This is a genomic window from Jannaschia maritima (assembly GCF_030973515.1).
GTDB lineage: Bacteria > Pseudomonadota > Alphaproteobacteria > Rhodobacterales > Rhodobacteraceae > Jannaschia > Jannaschia maritima.
The window spans coordinates 143,004-162,373 of the sequence record NZ_JARGZA010000003.1 but is presented as its reverse complement, the minus strand read 5'-3'; the positions used below and the strand labels follow the sequence as shown (position 1 = coordinate 162,373).

Genomic DNA, 19,370 nt, shown 5'->3' with positions numbered 1-19,370 from the left:
AGGCATCGGCCCGCGGTCCCACTGGCCCACGCGCGCGTGAACGCATACATCGCGCGGATGACGAACGACATCACCACCCGCGCCGGCTTCGCCGCGCTGATCGGCGAGCCCAACGCGGGCAAGTCCACCCTGACGAACGCCCTGGTCGGCGCGAAGGTCAGCATCGTGACCCACAAGGTCCAGACCACGCGCGCGCGCATCCGCGGCGTGGCGATGGATGGGCCCGACCGCCAGATCGTTCTGGTCGATACGCCCGGCCTGTTCCGCCCCCGCCGTCGCCTGGACCGCGCCATGGTCGCCGCCGCCTGGTCGGGCGCCGCCGATGCCGACGTTGTCGTCCTGCTGGTGGAAGCGCATCGCGGCCTGACCGATGGCGTGCAGGCCATCCTGGACCACCTGGCCGATGCGCCGCCTAAGGCCCCCGTCTGGCTGGCGATCAACAAGATCGACCGCCTGAAGGCCGAAGGCCTGCTGGACCTGACCGCCCGGTTGAACGCGGCCCATCCCTTCGCCCGAACCTTCATGATCTCCGCCGAGAAGGGGCACGGCGTGGCCGACCTGAAGACCGCGCTCGCGGACGCCATGCCCGAAGGGCCGCTTCTCTACCCGGAGGACCAGATCGCGGACCTGCCCGTGCGCATGATGGCCGCCGAGATCACGCGCGAGAAGCTGACCCTGCGCCTGCACCAGGAACTGCCCTATCAGCTGACCGTCGAGACCGAAGCGTGGGAGGAGCGCGACGACGGGTCCGTCCGCGTCGACCAGGTGATCTATGTCGCGCGCGACGGGCACAAGGGCATCGTGCTGGGCCACAAGGGCGAGACGACGAAGGCCGTCGGCCGCGCCGCCCGCCTGGAGATGGAGGCGTTCCTGGGCCACCGCGTCCACCTGTTCCTGCAGGTCCGCGTCCGGCCCAACTGGCTGGAGGAAGCGGAACGCTTCGACGCGATGGGCCTGGACTTCCGGGACGGGCGATGACGGCGCCCCGTCTGACGGCGTCGTTCTGGGTCGCGGCCTATCGCCGACGGCTGGAGGCTTCCGGCATTCCCTGCATGGTCGTGCGCCATGGCGACGACGGGTCGGGCGCGGTGCTGGTCAAGCTGGCCACCCTGGACGGGCGGGCGCAGGTCTTCCAGCGCAGCTTCGACCTGACCACGGGCGACCGGGCCTGGGTCGTGCTGGCGGAAGGCCCGGAGGGCGAGTGCGACGCCGCCTGCGCCCGCCAATCCGCCTTCGACCCCGACCTGTGGATCCTGGAGGTGGAGGACCGTCGCGGCCGCCACATGCTGCACGACGAGGGGCTGGCCTGATGGAATGGCGGGACGAGGGGACCATCCTCGCCGTCCGCCCCCACGGCGAGACCGCCGCCATCGCGGAGGTGCTGACCCGCGACCACGGGCGTCACCTGGGCATCGTCCACGGCGGCCGGTCCCGGACCCGGACCCCCATCCTGCAACCGGGCAACGCGGTGGCCGTGACGTGGCGCGCGCGTCTCGACGTCCACATGGGCAGCCTCGCCGTCGAGCCCCTGCGCCTGCGGGCCGGGTCCGTCCTGTCCGATCCCCTGCGTCTCGACGCCCTGTCGTCGGTCTGCGCCGTGGCGTCCTTCGTGCTGCCCGAACGCGAGCCGGTCGCCGCCTTCCACGAACGGACCGAATCCCTGTGCGACGCCATCGTCGCGGGGGAAGGGTGGCTCCACGACTATGCGTTCTGGGAACTGGCGCTGTTGGAGGTGTCGGGCCTGCGCCTCGACCTGTCGGCCTGCGCCGTCACGGGGGCGGAGGCACCGGACCTGTCCTACGTCTCGCCCCGCACGGGACGGGCGGTGTCGCGGCGCGGGGCGGGCGATTGGGCCGATCGCCTGCTGCCCCTGCCGCGGATGCTGGTGGGCGGTCCGACCACCCTGGCGGACGTGATCGCCGCCCTCGACCTGACCGGCCATTTCCTCGAACACCGGCTGGCGCCGTCCCTGGGGGACCGCCCGCTTCCCGCGGCGCGGGGCCGGTTCGTGGAGGCCGTGAGGCGGGAGCGGGATTAGGCGCGACGTCGTCCTCGGGCCCGACCCGAGGACCTTTCGCGGACGTCGCGCCCGCCGGACGAGGGCCCCGGGCCGGGCCCGAGGATGACGGTCCCGAACGACGGCATCCCGCGCCCCGTCAGTCGAACAATCCGCCCTGATCCGGCCCCACCGGGGCATCCATCCCCAGATGGGCCCAGCCGTCCCGCGCAAGCATCCGCCCGCGCGGGGTCCGCGCCACCAGGCCCTGTTGCAACAGGTATGGCTCGATGACCTCCTCGATGCCGTCGCGCGATTCCGACAGCGCGGCGGCCAGCGTCTCGATCCCCACGGGGCCGCCGCCGTACTTGTCCGCGATCAGCGTCAGGTACCGCCGGTCCGCGCCGTCCAGCCCCAGCGTGTCCACCCCCAGCCGCGTCAGCGCGCGGTCCGCGATCTCGCGCGTGACGCGCCCGTCGCCCTCCACCACCGCGAAGTCCACGACCCGCCGCAAGAGCCGCCCCGCGATGCGCGGCGTGCCGCGCGCGCGCGCCGCGATCTCCTGCGCGCCGTCCTGCGTGGCGGGCGCGCCCATCAGGCGGGCGCCGCGCGTGACGATGTCGTGCAGCTCCGCCACGGTGTAGAATTCCAGCCGGGTGGGGATCCCGAAGCGATCGCGCAGCGGCGTCGTCAGCAGGCCCAGCCGCGTGGTCGCGCCGACCAGCGTAAACGGCTGCAACTCGATCCGCACGGTCCGCGCCGCCGGCCCTTCGCCGATGACCAGATCGAGCGCGTAGTCCTCCAACGCGGGATACAGCACCTCCTCCACGGCGGGGTTGAGGCGGTGGATCTCGTCGATGAAGAGGACGTCGCGGGGCTCCAGGTTGGTCAGGATCGCGGCCAGGTCGCCCGCCTTGGCCAGCACGGGGCCGGACGTCATGCGGAAGCCCACGCCCAGCTCGCGCGCCATGATCTGCGCCAGCGTCGTCTTGCCCAGGCCGGGGGGGCCGTGGAACAGCACGTGGTCCATCGCCTCGCCCCGCCGCCGGGCCGATTCGATGAACACCCGCAGGTTCGCCCGCGCCTCCGCCTGCCCGATGAACTCGTCCAGGGTCTGCGGGCGCAGGGACTTGTCGTTGACCGTGTCGTCCACGTCCGGGGTCGTGGGGTTGAGCATGGGGTCGCGGTCGGTCATCCCTTCGGCGCCAGCTTCTTCAGGGCACCGCGGATCAGAGCATCGGTTTCCGCCGCGCCGTCGTCGGCGGCCTGGGCCACGGCGCGGGCGGCGTCGACGGGGGCGTAGCCGAGGTTCGCCAGGGCCGAGATGGCGTCGCCCTGGTGGGTCCGGGCCGCCCGTGCGGCGGGGGTGGGCGCGGGCGCGGCGGCGGGGGCTGTGGCTTCGATCAACGGATCGCCGCCGTCCCCGTCGGCCCCCATCATCAGCGCGGGGGCTTTGCCCTGCAGTTCGTTCACCACACGCTGCGCGATCTTGGGGCCCACGCCGGGGGCCGCGCGAACGGACGACGCGTCCCCGATGGCGATGGCGCGGGCCAGACCGTCGGGGCCCAGCGTCCCCAGGATGGCCATGGACGCCTTCGCCCCGATCCCCTGCACCGATACCAGCAGGCGGTGCCATTCGCGTTCCCGCAGGCCCAGGAAGCCGAACAGCTGCATCAGATCCTCGCGCACCAGCATCTCGGTCCAGAGGGTCGCGGGCGCGGTCACGCCGGGCAGCGCCGCCAGCGTCCGGTCGGACACGTGGACGACGTAGCCCACCCCGTGGACGTCCAGCAGAACGTGGTCCGGCCCCTTGTGCGCCAGGATGCCGGTCAACCGTCCGATCATCGCGCGGCCAGGGCGGCGGCCAGCCGTCCGTTCGATTGCAGATGCGTCGCGTGGCACAGCGCGATCGCCAGCGCGTCCGCGGCGTCCGGTCCGTCGGGGTCGCAGCCCGGCAGCTGCAGGCGGACCATGTGCTCCACCTGGCGCTTGTCGGCGTGGCCCACCCCGACCACCGTCTTCTTGACCGCGTTTGGGGCATATTCCCCCACGGGCAGCCCCGCCTGCGCCAGCGTCAGGACGATGGCCCCGCGCGCCTGTCCCAGCTTCAGCGTGCCGGCCCCGTCGCGGTTCACGAAGGTCTGCTCCACGCCCGCGACGTCGGGGGCATGGGCGTCCAGAACAACGCGCAGGGCATCGTGCAGCGACAGCAGGCGGTCGGGCAGGGCCGATCCCGACGGGCGGAGCGTGCCGCAGGCGACGAAGCGCAATCGCGAGCCTTCCCCCTCGATCACCCCCCAGCCGCAGGCCCGAAGCCCGGGATCCACGCCCAAAATCCGCATCCCACGCCCCGCGCGATGTTCACGGCCCGTTCGCTATCACGGGCCGGATCGGGGCACAATTCGACCGTTCCACGAAAGGGTTTCCGTGCCGCCCATGCAACGGGCGCATGGCGGGGTTGACCGCCCAGCAATTGTGCGATCCGCGAACGCGGCCTAGCTGGGGGTGGACCGGGCGGCGCCTCCCTCCGCCCGGTCGCACCGCCCCCGATCCCTCGACGACGCCCGCACCCGAAAGACGCATCATGGCCACCTACGACGACATCCGCCCCGCCGCCCCCGGAACCGCGCCCCGCGCGCCGATCTCCACGCTTCTGGCCCGCCTGCTGGCCTGGTTCGACTACCGTGCCACCCGGCGCGCCCTGAGCCGCCTGACGGACGGGGAGCTGCACGACATCGGCCTGTCGCGCGCCGACATCGACCGGGTCGCCCGCACGCGTTGACCCGGGACGCCGCCGCGCCTCAACGGCGCAGCGTCAACGTTGCCCATTCCCCCAGGACGCGCCGATCGCTTGGCGTCAGGCCGGCTTCGGCATAGGCCGCGACCACCGCGTCGGCCTGCCGGACCAGCAGGCCGGATAGGATCGCATGCCCCCCCGGGGCCAGTGCCCCCGCCAGGTCGGGGGCCATGGCGATCAGCGGCGCCTTCAGGATGTTGGCGAAGATCAGGTCGAACGGCCCGCGCAGCGCGTCGTCGTCGAAGCCCGCGGCCTCCACGCAGGCCACCCGTTCTGCCAGACCGTTCACTGTCAGGTTCGCCGCCGCGACCTCGACGGCGACCGCATCGATGTCGGAGGCCACGATCCGCGCCTGCGGGAACACCCGCGCTGCCGCCATCGCCAGGACGGCCGTGCCCGCGCCCACGTCGGCCACGGCCCCGGGTGTCACCCCCGCGGCGATCAGATCCTCCAGCGCGAGCAGGCAGCCCTGCGTCGTGCCGTGATGGCCCGTGCCGAAGGCCATCGCCGCCTCGATCAGCAGGGGTTCGCTATCGGCGGGCACCTTGTCCGCGTCGTGGCCGCCATGGACGAAGAACCGGCCCGCCACGACGGGGGTCAGCTCGCGCCGGACCTGCGCCACCCAATCGGTCGGGGGGATCGCGGACACCGTGAAGGGCCGCGCCCCGAAGGCCGCCGCCGCCAGGTCCAGCGCCACCCCGTCGGGCGCGTCCGTGAAGTAGCCGCCGACCTCCCACAGGCCGGACCCGTCCTCCAACTCGAAGACCCCGATGCCCGTCGGGGCTGGGTCCATCCCCTCCAGCAAGGCGCCGAGGCTCTCCGCGGCGTCGCGGCCGGCCAGGGTGGTCAGGGCGGTCCAGGTGGTGGGGCCGATCTCGTCCTCGGGGATGGTGCTGTCGGTCATGGGGTGCCTTCGCCGTGCGGATGCGTTCCGGCACGTGTGATCGAACGGCCCCGGAGGCGCCAGACCCCGCAGCTTCGGGTTCCCGACCCTCGCGGCCCTGCCTAGGCCGGAACGGAGGTCCGCCGGGTGGGAAAATGCGTCGAATCGTTCGGACCGGGAAAAAGCGCAACGAGATCAAAGCCGTTGCGTCGATGGGTCGAATTGTCGGCAGCCTGGGGCGGGCATCCTGTCGCATGCACCCCCCGTACACCCCCCGTACACCCCCCGTACATACGGCGGGACATATCGGCACCGCGCGTTGCGTCGGGGTTGCAGAACGGCGGCGTTCCGTGCGGGGGCGGCCCGCGTCCGGGTTCACCGCAACCTCCGTCGCGTCATTAGAGGAGGGGCGTGGCGGGCCCATCGATGGCGACCGACCGGGCGGCGGCCACGATCACGGTGGGCGGTCCGTCCCGATCATGTTTCGCCACCTCGGGTCCGCCGACGCGGATCACGAGGACGGGTCCCGTATCGGGAAACGGGGTCGCCACCCTAACGCGAGGTGCCCGTCCCGAACGCCGTCCCCGATCAGGTCACGCGGGCCCGCCGATCAAGCCCAGGGCGCGGGCCCCGTCCAGCAGCGTGGCGGCGACGACCTGGCCCGACGCGGCGAAGTCCTTCGTGGGCGGCACGACGTCGGGGACCTGTACGACGCGGCAGCCGGCGGCCAGGGCGGCGCGGGTCCCGACCTCCGAATCCTCGAACGCCGCGCAGGCGGCGGGGTCCGCGCCCAGCAACGCCGCCGCCCGCAGATAGATGTCGGGCGCGGGCTTGCCGCGTTCGACCGCGTCGCCGCCCACGACATGCGCGAACCGATGATCGAGCCCGGCCTTCGCCAGCCGGTCGCGGGCGGGGCCCGTGCGCGTGGAGGTGGCGACGGCGAGGGGGACGCCCCGCGCGGCGAGGGCGGCCAGCACGTCGACGGCGCCGGGCTTCACCGGCACGGGCCGATCGAAAGCGGGCGCCAGCGCCGCGTCCCAGGCGGCCAGGAAGGCGTCGGTCCGGGGGCCCAGCGCGGCCGTCAGCGTGGGTCGCATCGCGGGGGTCGGCAGCCCCACGACGGCGTGGAACGCGGCCTCGTCCGGCGGCAGGCCCAGGGCGGCGCGGGCGTCCTGGAACGCTGCGCCATAAATCACCTCGCTGTCCAGCAGCGTGCCGTCCATGTCGAAGATCGCGGCCGCGATGGCGCGTCCGCTCAAAACTCCACGCCCTGCTGCGCCTTGATGCCCGACCGGAACGGGTGCTTCACCAGCTCCATCTCGGTCACCAGGTCGGCCAGCGCGATCAGGTCGTCCTTGGCGTTGCGCCCCGTGAGGACCACGTGCGTCATCGCGGGCTTCTCGTCGCGCAGAAACGCCACGACCTCGGCCACGTCGAGATAGTCGTAGCGCAGGGCGATGTTGATCTCGTCCAGGAGGACCATGCGGTTCGACGGGTCGCGGATCAGGTCCTTCGCCTTGGCCCAGGCGGCCTGCGCCATCTCGGTGTCGCGGGAGCGGTCCTGCGTTTCCCAGGTGAAGCCCTCGCCCATGGTGTGGAACGCGCATTCGTCGGCGAACCGCGACAGGATCAGGTCGCGTTCGCCGGTGGACATGCCGCCCTTGATGAACTGCACCACGGCGCAGGGCATCCCGTGCGCGATGCAGCGGAAGATCATGCCGAAGGCGGCCGACGACTTGCCCTTGCCCTTGCCGGTATGGACGATCACCAGACCCTTCTCGCCGGTCTTGGTCGCCATGATCTTGTCGCGGGCGGCCTTCTTCTTCGCCATCTTGGCATTGTGGCGGGCCGCATCATCGGAGTCTCGGCGGGCGTCGCCGTCGGGGGGGACGGGTGCATCGGTCATGGCGACGGTCTAGGGGCCGGTCACGGGCGGCGCAACGCTTCGTTAAGGGGTGGCGACGCAGGGTCCGCCCATGCGCCACCTTCCCTTGATCCTGCTCCTGTCCGCCTGCCTGCCGCATCCCGTCGACCGCCTGACGACGTCCGGCCGGGGCGAGGCGAACGGCCACCGCTATACCGTCCATTGGAACGCCGACACCGCCCAGGCGACCCGCACGAACGTCGTCTGGTTGCCGTCCTTCACGTCCGTCGCTACGGGCGCGATCGAGGTCACCGAACGCCTGACCGGCTGCCGCGTCCGCGAGGGGTCCCTCGACGGCGACGTGGCGTTGGTCGAGATGGCGCTCGACTGTTGATCGACGGCGGGCACTTCCGGTCCGGAGGTCGGAGGTGTTCCGGGATCACGAGGCCCCGGGCATGCTCGCCTGATCGCCGTTCCGTAGGCCCGGGATGCGTGGGGCGCCGATGAACGTTCAGCCGTCCGCGATCAGTTCCTTGACCATGCAGACCGTGCCGTCGCGGGACCAGCGTCGCCGGAAGCCGAAGCGGCCGAAATAGCCCTCCGCCCCGCCGGGGCCGTCGAACGTGTCGAGCGCGATGGCCGCGTACCCTTCGGCCCGCGCATGCGCGATCGCGGCATCGACGAGGGCCGAGGCCAGGCCGATCCCGCGGGCGGCCGGTGCGACGGCGACGGTGCCCAGATACGATGCGCCGGGCACGTCGCGGGACGGACGGGTCAGGGCGAAGCCGACGACGGCCCCGTCGCGGATGACGACGTGCCCCGTCGCGTCGCGAAGCCTGCGGCGCAGCCCATCCTCGTCCAGCAGGCGGGACGGGCTGTCCAGGCCATCGTCCCGGTGGAGCCCGTCATAGACCGTGACGATCAGGTCCGCGGCTTCCCGCAATCGGGGATCGCCGACGCCCAGCCGTTCCACCCTCATCCGGATGCCCCGTCCCCACGCAGACCCATCCGCGCGCTGTTCGACCGGGGCGTCCACAGGCCCCGGTCGACCGCTTCGGCGAGCCGGTCCCGTATGTCCCGCAGGGCCGGGGCGTTGTGCTCGGCGATGAAGTCACGGACCGCTTCGTCCTCCAGCAGGGCCGCATGGACGGCATCGAAATGGTGGTCCCGCACCGCCCCCGTCGTGGCCGCGAAGGCGAACAGGTAGTCCACGGTGGCGGCCATCTCGAACGCCCCCTTGTAGCCGTGGCGCATCACGCCCGCGATCCATTTGGGGTTCACCACGCGGGACCGGACGACGCGGCCGATCTCCTCCTCCAGGGTGCGGATCACGGGGCGTTCGGGGCGGGAATGGTCGTTGTGCCAGACGGGTACGCGGCGGCCCTGCACCGCTTCCACCGCCGCCGCGGCCCCGCCCTCGAACTGATAATAGTCGTCGCTGTCCAGGAGGTCGTGCTCCCGGTTGTCCTGGTTCTGCACGATGGCGTCGGTCTGGCGCAGCCGCTGACGCAGCCCGGCGTGGTCCGCGCGCCCCTCGCCCCCCTCGTACGCATACCCGCCCCATTCCACGTAGGCCGCGCCCAGATCCGCCGTCTCGGTCCACAGCCGTTCGTCGATCATCGCCTGCAGTCCCGCGCCATAGGCGCCGGGCTTCGATCCATAGACCCGCGCCGTCGATTCGCCAGCCCGCGCCCGCGCCGCCGCCGGGTTGGCGTCCGCGGGCTCGTCCAGCGCCTGCACGGCCCGGGCCGCCCGGTCCACGAGATCCATCTGTGCGGGGAAGGCGTCGCGGAAGAAGCCCGACACGCGCAGGGTGACGTCCACGCGGGGGCGGCCCAGGGCGGTGTGGGGGATCACCTCGAACCCCACGACGCGGCCCGACCCTTCGTCCCAGCGCGGGCGCACGCCCATCAGCGCCAGGGCTTGGGCCACGTCGTCGCCGCCCGTGCGCATGTTCGCCGTGCCCCAGGCGGTCAGCAGCATGGATCGGGGCCAGTCGCCGTGGTCCTGCAGGTGCCGTTCGATCAGGAGGCTCGCGGACTTCCACCCCAGCGTCCAGGCGGTCCGCGTCGGCACCGACCGGCTGTCCACGGAATAGAAGTTCCGCCCCGTCGGCAGCACGTCGGGGCGGCCCCGCGTGGGGGCGCCCGACGGGCCGGGCGGCACCGCGCGTCCGTCGAGCGCGGTCAGCAGGGCGTCCATCTCGGCCTCGCCGCAGGCGTCCAAGGTGGCGCGCAGGGCATCCGCTTCGGGCATCAGTGCGGTCGTCGCGGGGCCGGGCGGGGGGGCCTGCCCGCACAGGATCGCGGAGGCCAGCCATTCGATGCGCTCCACGGTGTCGCCGTGGCTGCGCCAGGCGGTGCCTTGGGTTTGGTCCGGATGCGTGGCGCTCGGCTCGTCGGGGTCCCGGCTGGGGGGGCGGGACGCGACCAGTTCGTCCGGCCGTGGTCCGGTCCACGGGGCGGCCATGTCGCAGTCGAGCGGATCGAACCCGAGATCCAGGTCGGCGGCGATGGCTCGGGGCAGGCTTCCGGCATCCCCGCGCGGCAGGCGCAGCAGCGCGGCCAGCAGGTCGTCGCGCAGCCATCCCGAGGGCGAGGTGCCGAAGACGTGGAGGCCGTCGCGGATCTGCGCCTCCTTCAGCTCGCACAGATAGGCGTCGAGCGCGGCCAGGTCGTCGCCGTCCCGCATGCCCGCGTCGACGTCGAGGCCGGTGGTCGCGGCCAGCGACAGGATCTCCGACTTCAGGTGGCCCACCCGCCGGGGATCGACGTTCGCGGCCTCGTAGTACTCGTCGACCAGCACCTCCAACGCGGCCAAGGGGCCATAGGATTCGGCCCGCGTCAGGGGCGGGGTCAGGTGGTCCACGATCACCGCCTGCGCGCGCCGCTTGGCCTGCGTGCCCTCGCCCGGATCGTTGACGATGAACGGATAGACGTGGGGCAGGGGGCCGAGCGCCATCTCGGGCCAATCGTCCGGGCCCAGCGCCAGGGCGCGGCCGGGCAGCCATTCCAGGTTGCCGTGCTTGCCCACGTGGACGACGGCATCGACCCCCCAGTCCCGCAGCCAGGCATAGGTCGCCAGGTAGTTGTGCGGGGGCACGAGGTCGGGCGCATGATACGTGTCAGTCGGGTCCACGTTGTAGCCCCGCGCCGGTTGCAGCACGACCGCGACGTTGCCGAACCGGTGGACCGACAGCGCGAAGCCGTCCGGCCCGGCGAAGGGGTCGGCCTCCGGCGTGCCCCAGCGGTCCGCCAGCGCGTCGCGGGCGGACAGGGGCAGGGCGTCGTGGAACGCGGCATAGGCAGCCAGGGCCAGGCGTTCGCCGCCCGACCGCTGCGCCCGGTCGGTCAGCCAGTTGGTCGGCCCCGCCATCATCCGGTCCATCAGCGCCCGCGCGTCGTCCGGCGCGCCCTCCACCCCGTAGCCCGCCGCCGCCAGGGCCCCCAGGATCCCCACCGTCGCGGCCGGCGTGTCCAGCCCCACCCCGTTCGCCAGCCGACCGTCCCGGTTGGGATAGTTCGCCAGCACCAGCGCCACCTTGCGGTCGCCGGGGGCCTTGGCGCGCAGGCGGCACCACCGCGCCAGGAGGTCCGCCACGAACCCGATCCGCTCGCCGTCGGCCTTCCAGGTGGCGATGGGGCATTGCGTGGCCTCGTCGAAGAACGCCTCCCCCTTGAAGCCCAGCGCGCGGGTCAGGACGCGCCCGTCCAGTTCGGGCAGCGACACGTTCATGGCGATGTCGCGCGGCGACAGCCCCGTCGTCCCGTCCCGCCACGCCGCTTCGGTTCCCGACGACAGCACGCCCTGGAACACGGGCGCGCCGTTGGCCCAGTCCGCCGCCAGGGGGTTCGCGGACCCGGCGGCGAAGCTGGTCAGGTTCAGGATCGCCGCGGGCGGGGCCTGGCCGAACAACCGTTCCAGCGTCGCGGCCGAGACGGGGTCCTTCAGGGACGCCACGAAGACCGGCATCGGCGCCAGTCCCGCCCGCAGGCAGGCCCGCACCAGGCGGTTCACGGGGTTCAGCCCCGCCCCCTGGAGCAGGGCGCGGTAGAACACGATCGGCACCACGGGCGCGCCGTCGGGCCACGCGGCGCGCAGGTCGGCCAAGGCGGGCTCGTCCGACCCGGGCCAGTACAGCCCCGCGCGCAGCAGGGGCCGGGCGGGGGCGGGCCGGGGCGCGTCCAGCAGCATCGCGGATGCATGGCGCAGGAACGTCACCGCGTTCGCCGGCCCCCCTTCGACCAGGCAGGCCCAGAGCGCGTCGTAGTCAGCATCCGCTACCGTGGACAGCGCCCGCAGCTCCGGGTCCGGCTTGTCGTCGCCGGGCAGGGCGGCGAAGGGCACCCCGGCCTCGTGCAGGCGCGCGGCGTACTGCTCCAACCCATAGGTCCAGTAGCCCCGCCCCCCCAGCACCCGGGCGACCACCAAGCGGGCCTTCGTAGCGCAGGCATCCAGGTGCAGGTCCACGCTGAACGGATGGCGCAGGTGCAGAAGGCTGCACAGCCGCATGTCCGGGGGCGCGTCCATGGCCGCGCGCGCCTGCGACAGGGCGGCCAGTTCGGTGTCGGCGGCGGAGACGACGACCAGGGCGGCCGGGGTCTGGCCGGGATCCACGGCCTCGCCGTCGTCGATGGAACCGGGGGTGGCGGCGAGCAGGTGCATGGGGCCGGGTGTGTCATCCGTGGACGGGGACGCAAGGGGCAACTTGCCCTCCGCGCGCGGTCGGTGCAGGACCCCTGCCATGACACCGATCCTGTCCGACGACGTCGCCGCCGCCCTGTCCGCGGGGCGCCCCGTGGTGGCCCTAGAGTCCACCATCATCAGCCACGGCATGCCGTGGCCCCGCAACGCGGAGGTCGCGCGCGCCGTCGAGGACGCGGTCCGCGACGAAGGGGCCGTGCCCGCTACGATCGCCGTGCTGGACGGCCGTTTGCGCGCGGGTCTGACGGAGGCCGACATCGCGCTGCTGGGGCAGGACGAAACGGTCGTGAAGGCGGCCAGCCGGGACCTGGGCGCGGCCGTCGTGCATCGCCGTCACGCGGGCACCACGGTCAGCGCGACCATGCGGATCGCGGCCCTGGCGGGGATCGGCACCTTCGCCACGGGCGGCATCGGCGGGGTGCACCGGGGGGACGGCATGGACGTCAGCGCCGACCTGACGGAACTGGCCGCGACCGACGTGCTGGTCGTCTGCGCGGGCGTGAAGTCGATCCTGGACATCCCCCGCACGCTGGAGGTCCTGGAAACCCTGCGCGTGCCGGTCGTGACCTTCGGCGCGGACGCGTTCCCCGCCTTCTACACCCGCGATTCGGGCTGCCCCACGCCGGAACGCGCCGACGACCCGGCCGCGATCGCCGCCATGCGCGCGGCCCACCGTGCGCTGGGCCTGGGGACCGGGATGCTGGTGGCGAACCCCATTCCCGCATCCCACGCCCTTTCCGCCGAACACATGGACGCCGAGATCGCGGCGGCCCTGGCGGAGGCCGACGCGCAGGGGGTGCGGGGCAAGGACGTGACGCCGTTCCTGCTGGGTCGGTTGAACGCGGTCACGGACGGGGCGGCGCTGGACGCGAACGTCGCGCTCGTGCTGGACAACGCCCGGCTGGCCGCCCGGATCGCGGTGGCCGAGGCCGGGACCGGCAGCTGGGCCTAGGGGTCCGCCGCGCGTTCGTAGAACAGGCTGGCGGGGTCGTCCGGATACGCGCCGAAGGGCCCGCAGCGGACGAAGCCGTGGCGTTCGTACAGCCGGTGCGCGGCATCCAGGCCGTGCCCCGTTTCCAACCGGATGACGGGGTGCCCGTCCGCCACGCCCAGGTCGATCAGCGCGCGCAGGATCGCGTCGGCCACGCCGCGTCCCCGCGCGGCCGGGTCGGTGAACATCGACTTCACCTCCGCGTATCCGTCCCGCGATGCCAAGGCGCCGACGCCCAGGACCGTGTCGCCTTTCCGCGCCGCCAGGAAGCGGATGTCGTCGCCCCGCAGGGCGGCGACGTCGAGGACATGGTTCTGGTCCGGCTCGAACAGCGCCCGCATCAGGGCGTGGGACCGTTCCAGCAGGGCCCGGGGTCCCGGCGCGCCGGGGTCGGCCGGGCCCACGATCAGCATCAGGCGGGGGCCAGGGCGCCGGACAGGCTGCGCTCGATCGCGGAGCGGTCCAGGCCGCGCGGACCGATCACGACCAGCCGGGTGGCGGGTGCGTCGGCGCCCCAGGGCCGGTCGTAATGATGCGCCACGCGCGGGCCCACCGCCTGCACCGTCAGCCGCATGGGGCGGCCTTCGACGGCGGCGAACCCCTTCAGGCGCAGGATGCCGTGATGCCGGATCAGCGACGCCAGCTCGTCGGCGAAGCGCGCCGGGTCCGCGACCGGCGCGCCGTGGACCACGAAGCTTTCGAAGGCGTCGTGCCCGTGGTCGTCGTGGCCGTGGTCGTGATGATGGTGGTCGTCGTGATGGTCGTCGTCGTGGTGATGGTGATGATGCACTTCGTGCCGGGCGGTCATGTCGTCCTCGGCCGCCATGGATCGGCCTAGCAGCACGTCGGCGGGCAGGGCGCCCTTCACGGCGGGCACGATCTGGACGCCGGCGCGGACCTCCACGCGCAGTCGGTCCAGCATCGCGGGCACGTCCTCCATCAGGTCGGTCTTGTTCAGGACGATCATGTCCGCGCAGGCGACCTGATCGGCGTAGAGTTCGGACAGCGGCGTCTCGTGGTCCAGTCCGTCGTCGGCCGCGCGTTGCCGGTCCACGGCGGCCACGTCGGCGGCAAAGGTCCCCTCCGCGACGGCCGGCCCGTCCAGGACGGTGACGACGCCGTCCACCGTGACGCGGGTCGCGAGGTCCGGCCAGGCGAAGGCGCGGACCAGGGGCTGGGGCAGCGCCAGGCCCGACGTCTCGATCACGATGTGCTCGGGCGGGTCGGCGCGGTCCAGCAGCTTCTGCATCGCGGGCACGAAGTCGTCGGCCACCGTGCAGCAGATGCAGCCGTTCGACAGCTCGATCATGTCGTCGTCGGAGCACCCCTCGATCCCGCAGCCGCGCAGGATGTCGCCATCGACGCCCAGGTCGCCGAACTCGTTGACGATCAGGGCGATGCGCCGGTCGGCGTGGGTCATCAGGTGCTGGATCAGGGTCGTTTTTCCGGCGCCCAGGAAGCCGGTGACGATGGTGGCGGGGATCTTCGCGGGCATGGGAACGCTCCTCGGCGCGGAAGGGGATCGGAATGGGAACGGGGTGGCGAACGGGGAACGGCCCGCCCGCGGGGTGCGGACGGGCCGTGGAACCGAAGGGGGCCGGTCAGGCCGGCGAATAGAGGCGCGTCGAGAGGGCGCCGCTGCCCCGGGCGGACCGGAACCGCTTGGCCAGCGCCAGCGCGCCCAGATCCACCACGGGCTCGATCAGCACCACCAGCATGTAGGCCGCGCCGAAGGTCGCCACCGACGCCATCGTCTCCGCCCCGACCCCCTGGCCATAGAGGACCCAGAACGCGACCCAGGCCACCACGCCGCCCTGATAGGCCAGCGACAGCTTCAGGACCTGTCCGTATTCCAGGTCCACATAGGCCACGTCCCGCGGGATCACCCGACGGGCCAGCGCCAGGGTCGCGAACAGAGGCACGAGCAGCGTCGTGACGTTGACGAAGAACATCGGCAGGTCCGACGGCGCGAAGAACGCCCCCTGCACCAGGAGGCCCAGCGCCAGCCCGATGGCGGCGGGGGCCGCCCCCAGGATCAGGAACAGCGTCGTGGCCAGGATGAAGTGCACCTCCGACACGCCGACGGCGAAGTGCGGCAGCACCTCGAAGAAGACGAAGGTGCCGAGGGCGGCGAGCGCGCTGCGCACGGCCAGCGGCGCCACGCCGCGGGCCTTCGCGTCCGTCCAGGCGAGTTTGAGGGTATAGGCGCCCGCGCCGGCGGCGGTGGCCACGGCCAGCGCCATCTTGGCGCCGTCCACGATTCCGGGTTCGATGTGCATCGTCAGAGTCCGATCCTGTGGCCCGTCACACCCGACGGGCGGTTGATATACGCGAAGGCCGGTCTCCTGGCTGGCGGGTCGATGCGGGGGCGCGGCCTTCCCGGGCCGGATGGCCCAGTGGCGTGGATGCGCCCCGCTCTCCGCTTACAGTCGCGGGGGCGGCTGCGGGTTCGGACCCCGGATTGGGTCATCCTCACCGCATTCCCGTTTCAGTCGTGCCGATCCGAAGGGACCCGCGCGACCACCTTTGCGGGGCCGACGATGCGCGCGGGACGCCGTGGGGGTCAAGCGCCGATGCGACATCCCCGCCCCGTGGCGCGACCGCGCCGTGGGGGCAACTTGACCTTTCGGGGCGATCGTCGTGCAGTCCGCCGCGCCTGGCCGGGACCGGACCGACACATGCGATTCGACAAGCTCCGCTTGAACGGCTTCAAGTCCTTCGTGGACCCGACCGACCTGCCGGTCGTCGACGGCCTGACCGGCGTGGTGGGGCCCAACGGCTGTGGCAAGTCCAACCTGCTGGAGGCGATGCGCTGGGTGATGGGGGAGACTCGCCCGACGGCCATGCGCGGCGCGGGGATGGAGGACGTGATCTTCGCCGGCGCGGCCAGCCGACCCGCCCGCCCCTTCGCCGAAGTGACCCTGTCGCTCGACAACGCCGACCGCACCGCGCCCGCGGGCTTCAACGACGCCGACCGCATCGACGTGGTGCGGCGCATCGCGCGGGACGCGGGCTCGACCTATCGGCTGAACGGGCGCGAGGTCCGGGCCCGCGACGTGCAGGTCCTGTTCGCCGATGCCGGAACGGGGGCGCATTCGCCCGCCCTGGTGCGCCAGGGCCAGATCGCGGAGCTGATCGCGGCCAAGCCGCACGCCCGCCGGCGCATCCTGGAGGAGGCGGCGGGCATCGGCGGCCTGTACCAGCGCCGCCACGAGGCCGACCTGCGGTTGGACGCCGCAGAAAGCAACCTGGACCGGCTGGCGCAGGTGGCCGACCGGCTCGAAACCCAGTTGTCGTCGCTGACCCGCCAGGCGGGGCAGGCGCGACGCTACAGGGAGCTGTCCCAATCCCTGCGCGACGCGGAGGCGACGCTGGCGTGGCGCCGCGCGCGGGACGCGGACGCGGACGCGGCCGGGGCGGATGCGGCCCTGCGGGACGCGCGGGCGATCGTGGCCCGCACGGCGCGAAACGTCGCCACCGCCGGCGCGGCACGGCAAGCCGGCGACGACGCCTTGCCCCCCCTGCGGGAGGAGGCCGCCGTGGGCGCGGCCCTGGTCCAGCGGATCGCGGCGGCGCGCGATGCGCTGGCGGGGCGCGTCGAGGCGGCCGAACGGGCGGTCGCGGACCTGGCGGACCGTTTGGGGCAGGCCCGCCAGGACGCGGCGGCGGAAGCCGCGCGCGTGGCCGACGCCGCCGCCACCGTCGCCCGGTTGGAGGAGGGCCTGGACCGCGCCCGCCGGGAGGCGGCGGCGGCGGAGGCTGCGCGCCCAGACGCCGACCGTGCCGCGGACGGGGCGCAGCACGACGCGGCGGAGGCGGAGCGGGCGGTGGCGACCGTGGCCGAGGCGACCGCCGATCTGACCGCCCGCCACCGGGCGGCGGACGACCGCGCGGCGCAGGTCGCGCGGGACCTGTCACGTGCCGAGGCCGCGGACCGCGCGGCGCGGGACGCCGAAGCGGGGGCCGACCGGGCCGTGGCGGCACGGGGCGCGGAGGTCGCCGCGGCCGAACGGGCGCGCGATGACGCCGCCGCCGCCCTGAGGGATGCCGAGGCCGCGCTCGAGGCCGCCGACGCCGCGCGCATCGCGGCGCAGGACCGGGCGCGGGGCACGGAGGCCGAGCGCGCGCGGACGGCTGCGGCGCGCGCCACGCTCGGGGCGGAGGTCGCGTCCCTGCGCGACGCGCTCGGTCGGGACCCTGCCGCGGGCGACCGTCTGATCGACGCGGTATCAGCGCGACCCGGATACGAGGCCGCCTTGGCCGCCGCGCTGGACGATGCCCTGCAGGGGGGACCGGCCGGGCCGGACGGGGCGGGATGGCACGCCCTGCCGCCCCTGGACGGCACGGACGTCGCGGGCGCCGTGCCCCTGTCGGACCACGTCGACGTCCCGGACGCCCTGGCCCGGCGCGTGGCCGCGACGGGAATCGTGGACGACGCGGACGGGACGGACCGGCACGCGGCCCTCGGACCCGGGCAGGTGCTCGTGTCGCGGGAGGGGGCCGTGTGGCGCTGGGACGGCCTGCATCGGCCCGCCACGGCGGAGGCCGCGCCGAACGCCCTGCGGCTGGAACGTGTGAACCGCCTGGCCGCGGCGGAACGGGAACTGGCGGAGGCCGACGCGGCGGCGGACGCGGCGAAGGCCGGGCATGACGTCGCCGCGACCGCGTTGCGCGACGCCCGGGCGGCGGAGGATGCGGCCCGATCCGACCGCAACGCGGCCGACGCGGCGGCCCTGCGGGCCGGGCGCGACCTGGCCCGGCTGGACGGGCAGCGGGACCGCGACGCCGCAGCCTTCGATGCCGCGCGCGACCGGGCCGCGACCGCTCGCGACGACCTGGTCCGCCTGCGACGGGACGCGGCGGAGGCGGTGGAGGCACGGGACGCCCTGCCGCCCCTCGACGACGCGCGGAACCGGCTCGCCGCGGCGAAGGACGCCGCCGACGCCGCTCGCGCTGCCGCCCGCGCCGCCCGGGCCCAAGCGGACGGATTGGACCGCGGGGCCGCGGACGCATCCAGGCGGGCCGCCGACCTGTCCCGCGACCTGGACGATTGGCGACGGCGGGCGGTCGACGCGGACGGTCGCGGCGATGCCCTGGAAGGCCGGGTCGCGGCGCTGACGGCCGACCTGTCCCGCGCGCGGGCCCGGCCCGTCGAACTGGCAGGGGAGGCCGACGGTCTGGATCGGCAAGGGGCCACGGCCGCCGCACGGGACGCCGCCGCCCGCGATGCCCTGTCCCGCGCGGAAGGCGTTGCCCGCGATGCCGCGACCGCGGAACGGGACGCCGAGCGGGCCGCCGCCGCCGCGCGGGAGGTCGCCGCCCGGGCGGAGGAGCGGGTGGCCACCGCCCGCGCCGCCGCAGCCGCCGCGTGGGCGGCGCTGGCCGAGGCGTCCGGCACGACGGCGGACGTCGTCGGGGCACGCTTGGAGCTACGCGATGCCGACACGCCGGACGTCGAAACGCTGACCGCCACGGTCGCCGCGCTGCGCCGCAAGCGGGACGCGCTGGGATCGGTCAACCTTCGTGCGGAGGAGGACGCCGCCGCCGTGCGCGCCGAACGCGATGCGCTGGCAGCGGAGCGCGCCGACCTCGACGCGGCGATCGGGGCGCTGCGCGAAGGGATCGCCAAGCTGAACCAGGAAGGGCGGCAGCGGTTGCGCGACGCGTTCCGAACGGTGAACGCCAACTTCGCCGCCCTGTTCGGGCACCTCTTCGGCGGCGGCGAGGCGCGGCTCGAGATGGTGGAATCCGACGACCCCCTCGATGCGGGGTTGGAGATCCTGTGCCAGCCCCCCGGCAAGCGGCTGGCGACGCTGTCTCTGCTGTCGGGCGGCGAGCAGACCCTGACCGCGCTCGCCATGATCTTCGCGGTGTTCCTGGCGAACCCCGCGCCGATCTGCGTGCTCGACGAGGTGGACGCGCCGCTGGACGATGCCAACGTCGCCCGGTTCTGCGACCTGCTGGACGAGATGACGAACCGCACCGCGACGCGGTTCCTCATCATCACGCACCACGCCGTCACCATGTCGCGCATGGACCGGCTGTTCGGCGTGACCATGGTGGAGGCCGGGGTCAGCCAGCTGGTCAGCGTCGACCTGCGCGCCGCGGAGGAGATGGTGGCCTGAGCGGTGGAAC

General features: G+C 73.7%; 18 protein-coding genes and 1 riboswitch. Of the genes, 7 read left to right on the top strand and 11 right to left on the bottom strand.

Annotated features, from left to right (window positions below):
• Positions 1–57: 57 nt before the first annotated feature.
• The 3 genes from era to recO are packed head-to-tail and all read left to right on the top strand — an operon-like array spanning position 58 to position 2,038.
• Positions 58–978 (top strand): GTPase Era, encoded by a 921-nt coding sequence (era, locus tag P0084_RS03735; protein ID WP_308915465.1) that lies wholly within the window; start codon positions 58–60, stop codon positions 976–978.
• Positions 975–1,310, top strand: a complete 336-nt coding sequence (locus P0084_RS03730; RefSeq protein ID WP_308915464.1) for a DUF1491 family protein — start codon at positions 975–977, stop codon at positions 1,308–1,310. The genes era and P0084_RS03730 overlap by 4 nt, the downstream gene beginning before the upstream one ends.
• Positions 1,310–2,038, top strand: coding sequence for a DNA repair protein RecO (recO, locus tag P0084_RS03725; protein ID WP_308915463.1), 729 nt, complete (start codon positions 1,310–1,312; stop codon positions 2,036–2,038). Before P0084_RS03730 ends, recO begins: the two co-directional genes overlap by 1 nt.
• A 118-nt stretch (positions 2,039–2,156) precedes the next feature.
• Here recO and ruvB read toward each other — a convergent pair whose 3' ends face one another.
• The 3 genes from ruvB to ruvC are packed head-to-tail and all read right to left on the bottom strand — an operon-like array spanning position 2,157 to position 4,338.
• Positions 2,157–3,191 carry a Holliday junction branch migration DNA helicase RuvB gene (ruvB, locus tag P0084_RS03720; protein WP_308915462.1) on the bottom strand — a complete coding sequence of 345 codons (1,035 nt, stop codon included), beginning with the start codon at positions 3,189–3,191 and terminating at the stop codon, positions 2,157–2,159.
• On the bottom strand, positions 3,188–3,841 hold the full coding sequence (gene ruvA, locus P0084_RS03715) for a Holliday junction branch migration protein RuvA (protein WP_308915461.1): 654 nt from the start codon (positions 3,839–3,841) through the stop codon (positions 3,188–3,190). The genes ruvB and ruvA overlap by 4 nt, the downstream gene beginning before the upstream one ends.
• The gene (ruvC, locus tag P0084_RS03710) at positions 3,838–4,338 is read right to left on the bottom strand and encodes a crossover junction endodeoxyribonuclease RuvC (protein WP_308915460.1); all 501 of its coding nucleotides are present in this window, start codon (positions 4,336–4,338) and stop codon (positions 3,838–3,840) included. Before ruvC ends, ruvA begins: the two co-directional genes overlap by 4 nt.
• A 242-nt stretch (positions 4,339–4,580) precedes the next feature.
• On the opposite strand from ruvC, the gene P0084_RS03705 reads away from it, so the two are divergent.
• Positions 4,581–4,778 carry a DUF1127 domain-containing protein gene (locus P0084_RS03705; RefSeq protein ID WP_308915459.1) on the top strand — a complete coding sequence of 66 codons (198 nt, stop codon included), beginning with the start codon at positions 4,581–4,583 and terminating at the stop codon, positions 4,776–4,778.
• Between the two features lie 19 nt (positions 4,779–4,797).
• On the opposite strand, the gene P0084_RS03700 is transcribed toward P0084_RS03705, so the two are convergent.
• The 3 genes from P0084_RS03700 to cobO all read right to left on the bottom strand — a co-directional run bounded on the left by P0084_RS03700 (position 4,798) and on the right by cobO (position 7,582).
• Complete coding sequence (locus P0084_RS03700) at positions 4,798–5,697, bottom strand: 50S ribosomal protein L11 methyltransferase (protein ID WP_308915458.1); 900 nt, start codon at positions 5,695–5,697, stop codon at positions 4,798–4,800.
• A gap of 572 nt (positions 5,698–6,269) precedes the next feature.
• Entirely contained in the window at positions 6,270–6,935 is a 666-nt protein-coding gene (locus tag P0084_RS03695; RefSeq protein ID WP_308915457.1) for an HAD family hydrolase, read from the bottom strand.
• On the bottom strand, positions 6,932–7,582 hold the full coding sequence (cobO, locus tag P0084_RS03690) for a cob(I)yrinic acid a,c-diamide adenosyltransferase (protein WP_308915456.1): 651 nt from the start codon (positions 7,580–7,582) through the stop codon (positions 6,932–6,934). The genes P0084_RS03695 and cobO overlap by 4 nt, the downstream gene beginning before the upstream one ends.
• A 70-nt stretch (positions 7,583–7,652) precedes the next feature.
• On the opposite strand from cobO, the gene P0084_RS03685 reads away from it, so the two are divergent.
• Positions 7,653–7,934 carry a hypothetical protein gene (locus P0084_RS03685; RefSeq protein WP_308915455.1) on the top strand — a complete coding sequence of 94 codons (282 nt, stop codon included), beginning with the start codon at positions 7,653–7,655 and terminating at the stop codon, positions 7,932–7,934.
• Positions 7,935–8,051: 117 nt separating this feature from the next.
• On the opposite strand, the gene P0084_RS03680 is transcribed toward P0084_RS03685, so the two are convergent.
• Together P0084_RS03680 and cobN are read right to left on the bottom strand one after the other, a co-directional pair.
• Positions 8,052–8,519: a GNAT family N-acetyltransferase gene (locus P0084_RS03680; protein WP_308915454.1), complete on the bottom strand. Its 468-nt coding sequence runs from the start codon at positions 8,517–8,519 to the stop codon at positions 8,052–8,054.
• The gene (gene cobN / locus P0084_RS03675; protein ID WP_308915453.1) at positions 8,516–12,205 is read right to left on the bottom strand and encodes a cobaltochelatase subunit CobN; all 3,690 of its coding nucleotides are present in this window, start codon (positions 12,203–12,205) and stop codon (positions 8,516–8,518) included. The genes P0084_RS03680 and cobN overlap by 4 nt, the downstream gene beginning before the upstream one ends.
• Before the next feature lie 79 nt (positions 12,206–12,284).
• Between cobN and P0084_RS03670 the strand changes: the two genes are divergently transcribed.
• Entirely contained in the window at positions 12,285–13,196 is a 912-nt protein-coding gene (locus tag P0084_RS03670) for a pseudouridine-5'-phosphate glycosidase (RefSeq protein WP_308915452.1), read from the top strand.
• Here the strand turns inward: P0084_RS03670 and P0084_RS03665 are convergent.
• The 3 genes from P0084_RS03665 to P0084_RS03655 all read right to left on the bottom strand — a co-directional run bounded on the left by P0084_RS03665 (position 13,193) and on the right by P0084_RS03655 (position 15,514).
• Positions 13,193–13,648 (bottom strand): GNAT family N-acetyltransferase, encoded by a 456-nt coding sequence (locus P0084_RS03665; protein ID WP_308915451.1) that lies wholly within the window; start codon positions 13,646–13,648, stop codon positions 13,193–13,195. The two genes, P0084_RS03670 and P0084_RS03665, sit on opposite strands and share 4 nt — an antisense overlap.
• A complete protein-coding gene (gene cobW / locus P0084_RS03660) occupies positions 13,648–14,730 on the bottom strand; it encodes a cobalamin biosynthesis protein CobW (protein WP_308915450.1) in 1,083 nt (360 codons plus the stop codon). The genes P0084_RS03665 and cobW overlap by 1 nt, the downstream gene beginning before the upstream one ends.
• Before the next feature lie 106 nt (positions 14,731–14,836).
• Positions 14,837–15,514, bottom strand: coding sequence for an energy-coupling factor ABC transporter permease (locus P0084_RS03655; RefSeq protein ID WP_308915449.1), 678 nt, complete (start codon positions 15,512–15,514; stop codon positions 14,837–14,839).
• 39 nt (positions 15,515–15,553) lie between these two features.
• A riboswitch (cobalamin riboswitch) is annotated at positions 15,554–15,766 on the bottom strand.
• Positions 15,767–15,913: 147 nt separating this feature from the next.
• Here P0084_RS03655 and P0084_RS03650 point away from each other — a divergent pair.
• Positions 15,914–19,360 (top strand): chromosome segregation SMC family protein, encoded by a 3,447-nt coding sequence (locus P0084_RS03650; protein WP_308915448.1) that lies wholly within the window; start codon positions 15,914–15,916, stop codon positions 19,358–19,360.
• Positions 19,361–19,370 lie beyond the last annotated feature (10 nt).

Excerpts from the sequence above, each read along its gene's own strand:
- cobO (WP_308915456.1), bottom strand. The coding sequence starts at position 7,582 with ATGACCGATGCACCCGTCCCCCCCGACGGCGACGCCCGCCGAGACTCC.
- P0084_RS03670 (WP_308915452.1), top strand. The coding sequence starts at position 12,285 with ATGACACCGATCCTGTCCGACGACGTCGCCGCCGCCCTGTCCGCGGGG.
- P0084_RS03730 (WP_308915464.1), top strand. The coding sequence starts at position 975 with ATGACGGCGCCCCGTCTGACGGCGTCGTTCTGGGTCGCGGCCTATCGC.
- P0084_RS03685 (WP_308915455.1), top strand. The coding sequence starts at position 7,653 with ATGCGCCACCTTCCCTTGATCCTGCTCCTGTCCGCCTGCCTGCCGCAT.
- ruvB (WP_308915462.1), bottom strand. The coding sequence starts at position 3,191 with ATGACCGACCGCGACCCCATGCTCAACCCCACGACCCCGGACGTGGAC.
- ruvA (WP_308915461.1), bottom strand. The coding sequence starts at position 3,841 with ATGATCGGACGGTTGACCGGCATCCTGGCGCACAAGGGGCCGGACCAC.
- P0084_RS03705 (WP_308915459.1), top strand. The coding sequence starts at position 4,581 with ATGGCCACCTACGACGACATCCGCCCCGCCGCCCCCGGAACCGCGCCC.
- P0084_RS03665 (WP_308915451.1), bottom strand. The coding sequence starts at position 13,648 with ATGCTGATCGTGGGCCCGGCCGACCCCGGCGCGCCGGGACCCCGGGCC.
- ruvC (WP_308915460.1), bottom strand. The coding sequence starts at position 4,338 with ATGCGGATTTTGGGCGTGGATCCCGGGCTTCGGGCCTGCGGCTGGGGG.
- cobN (WP_308915453.1), bottom strand. The coding sequence starts at position 12,205 with ATGCACCTGCTCGCCGCCACCCCCGGTTCCATCGACGACGGCGAGGCC.
- cobW (WP_308915450.1), bottom strand. The coding sequence starts at position 14,730 with ATGCCCGCGAAGATCCCCGCCACCATCGTCACCGGCTTCCTGGGCGCC.
- era (WP_308915465.1), top strand. The coding sequence starts at position 58 with ATGACGAACGACATCACCACCCGCGCCGGCTTCGCCGCGCTGATCGGC.
- P0084_RS03680 (WP_308915454.1), bottom strand. The coding sequence starts at position 8,519 with ATGAGGGTGGAACGGCTGGGCGTCGGCGATCCCCGATTGCGGGAAGCC.
- P0084_RS03655 (WP_308915449.1), bottom strand. The coding sequence starts at position 15,514 with ATGCACATCGAACCCGGAATCGTGGACGGCGCCAAGATGGCGCTGGCC.
- P0084_RS03650 (WP_308915448.1), top strand. The coding sequence starts at position 15,914 with ATGCGATTCGACAAGCTCCGCTTGAACGGCTTCAAGTCCTTCGTGGAC.
- P0084_RS03700 (WP_308915458.1), bottom strand. The coding sequence starts at position 5,697 with ATGACCGACAGCACCATCCCCGAGGACGAGATCGGCCCCACCACCTGG.
- recO (WP_308915463.1), top strand. The coding sequence starts at position 1,310 with ATGGAATGGCGGGACGAGGGGACCATCCTCGCCGTCCGCCCCCACGGC.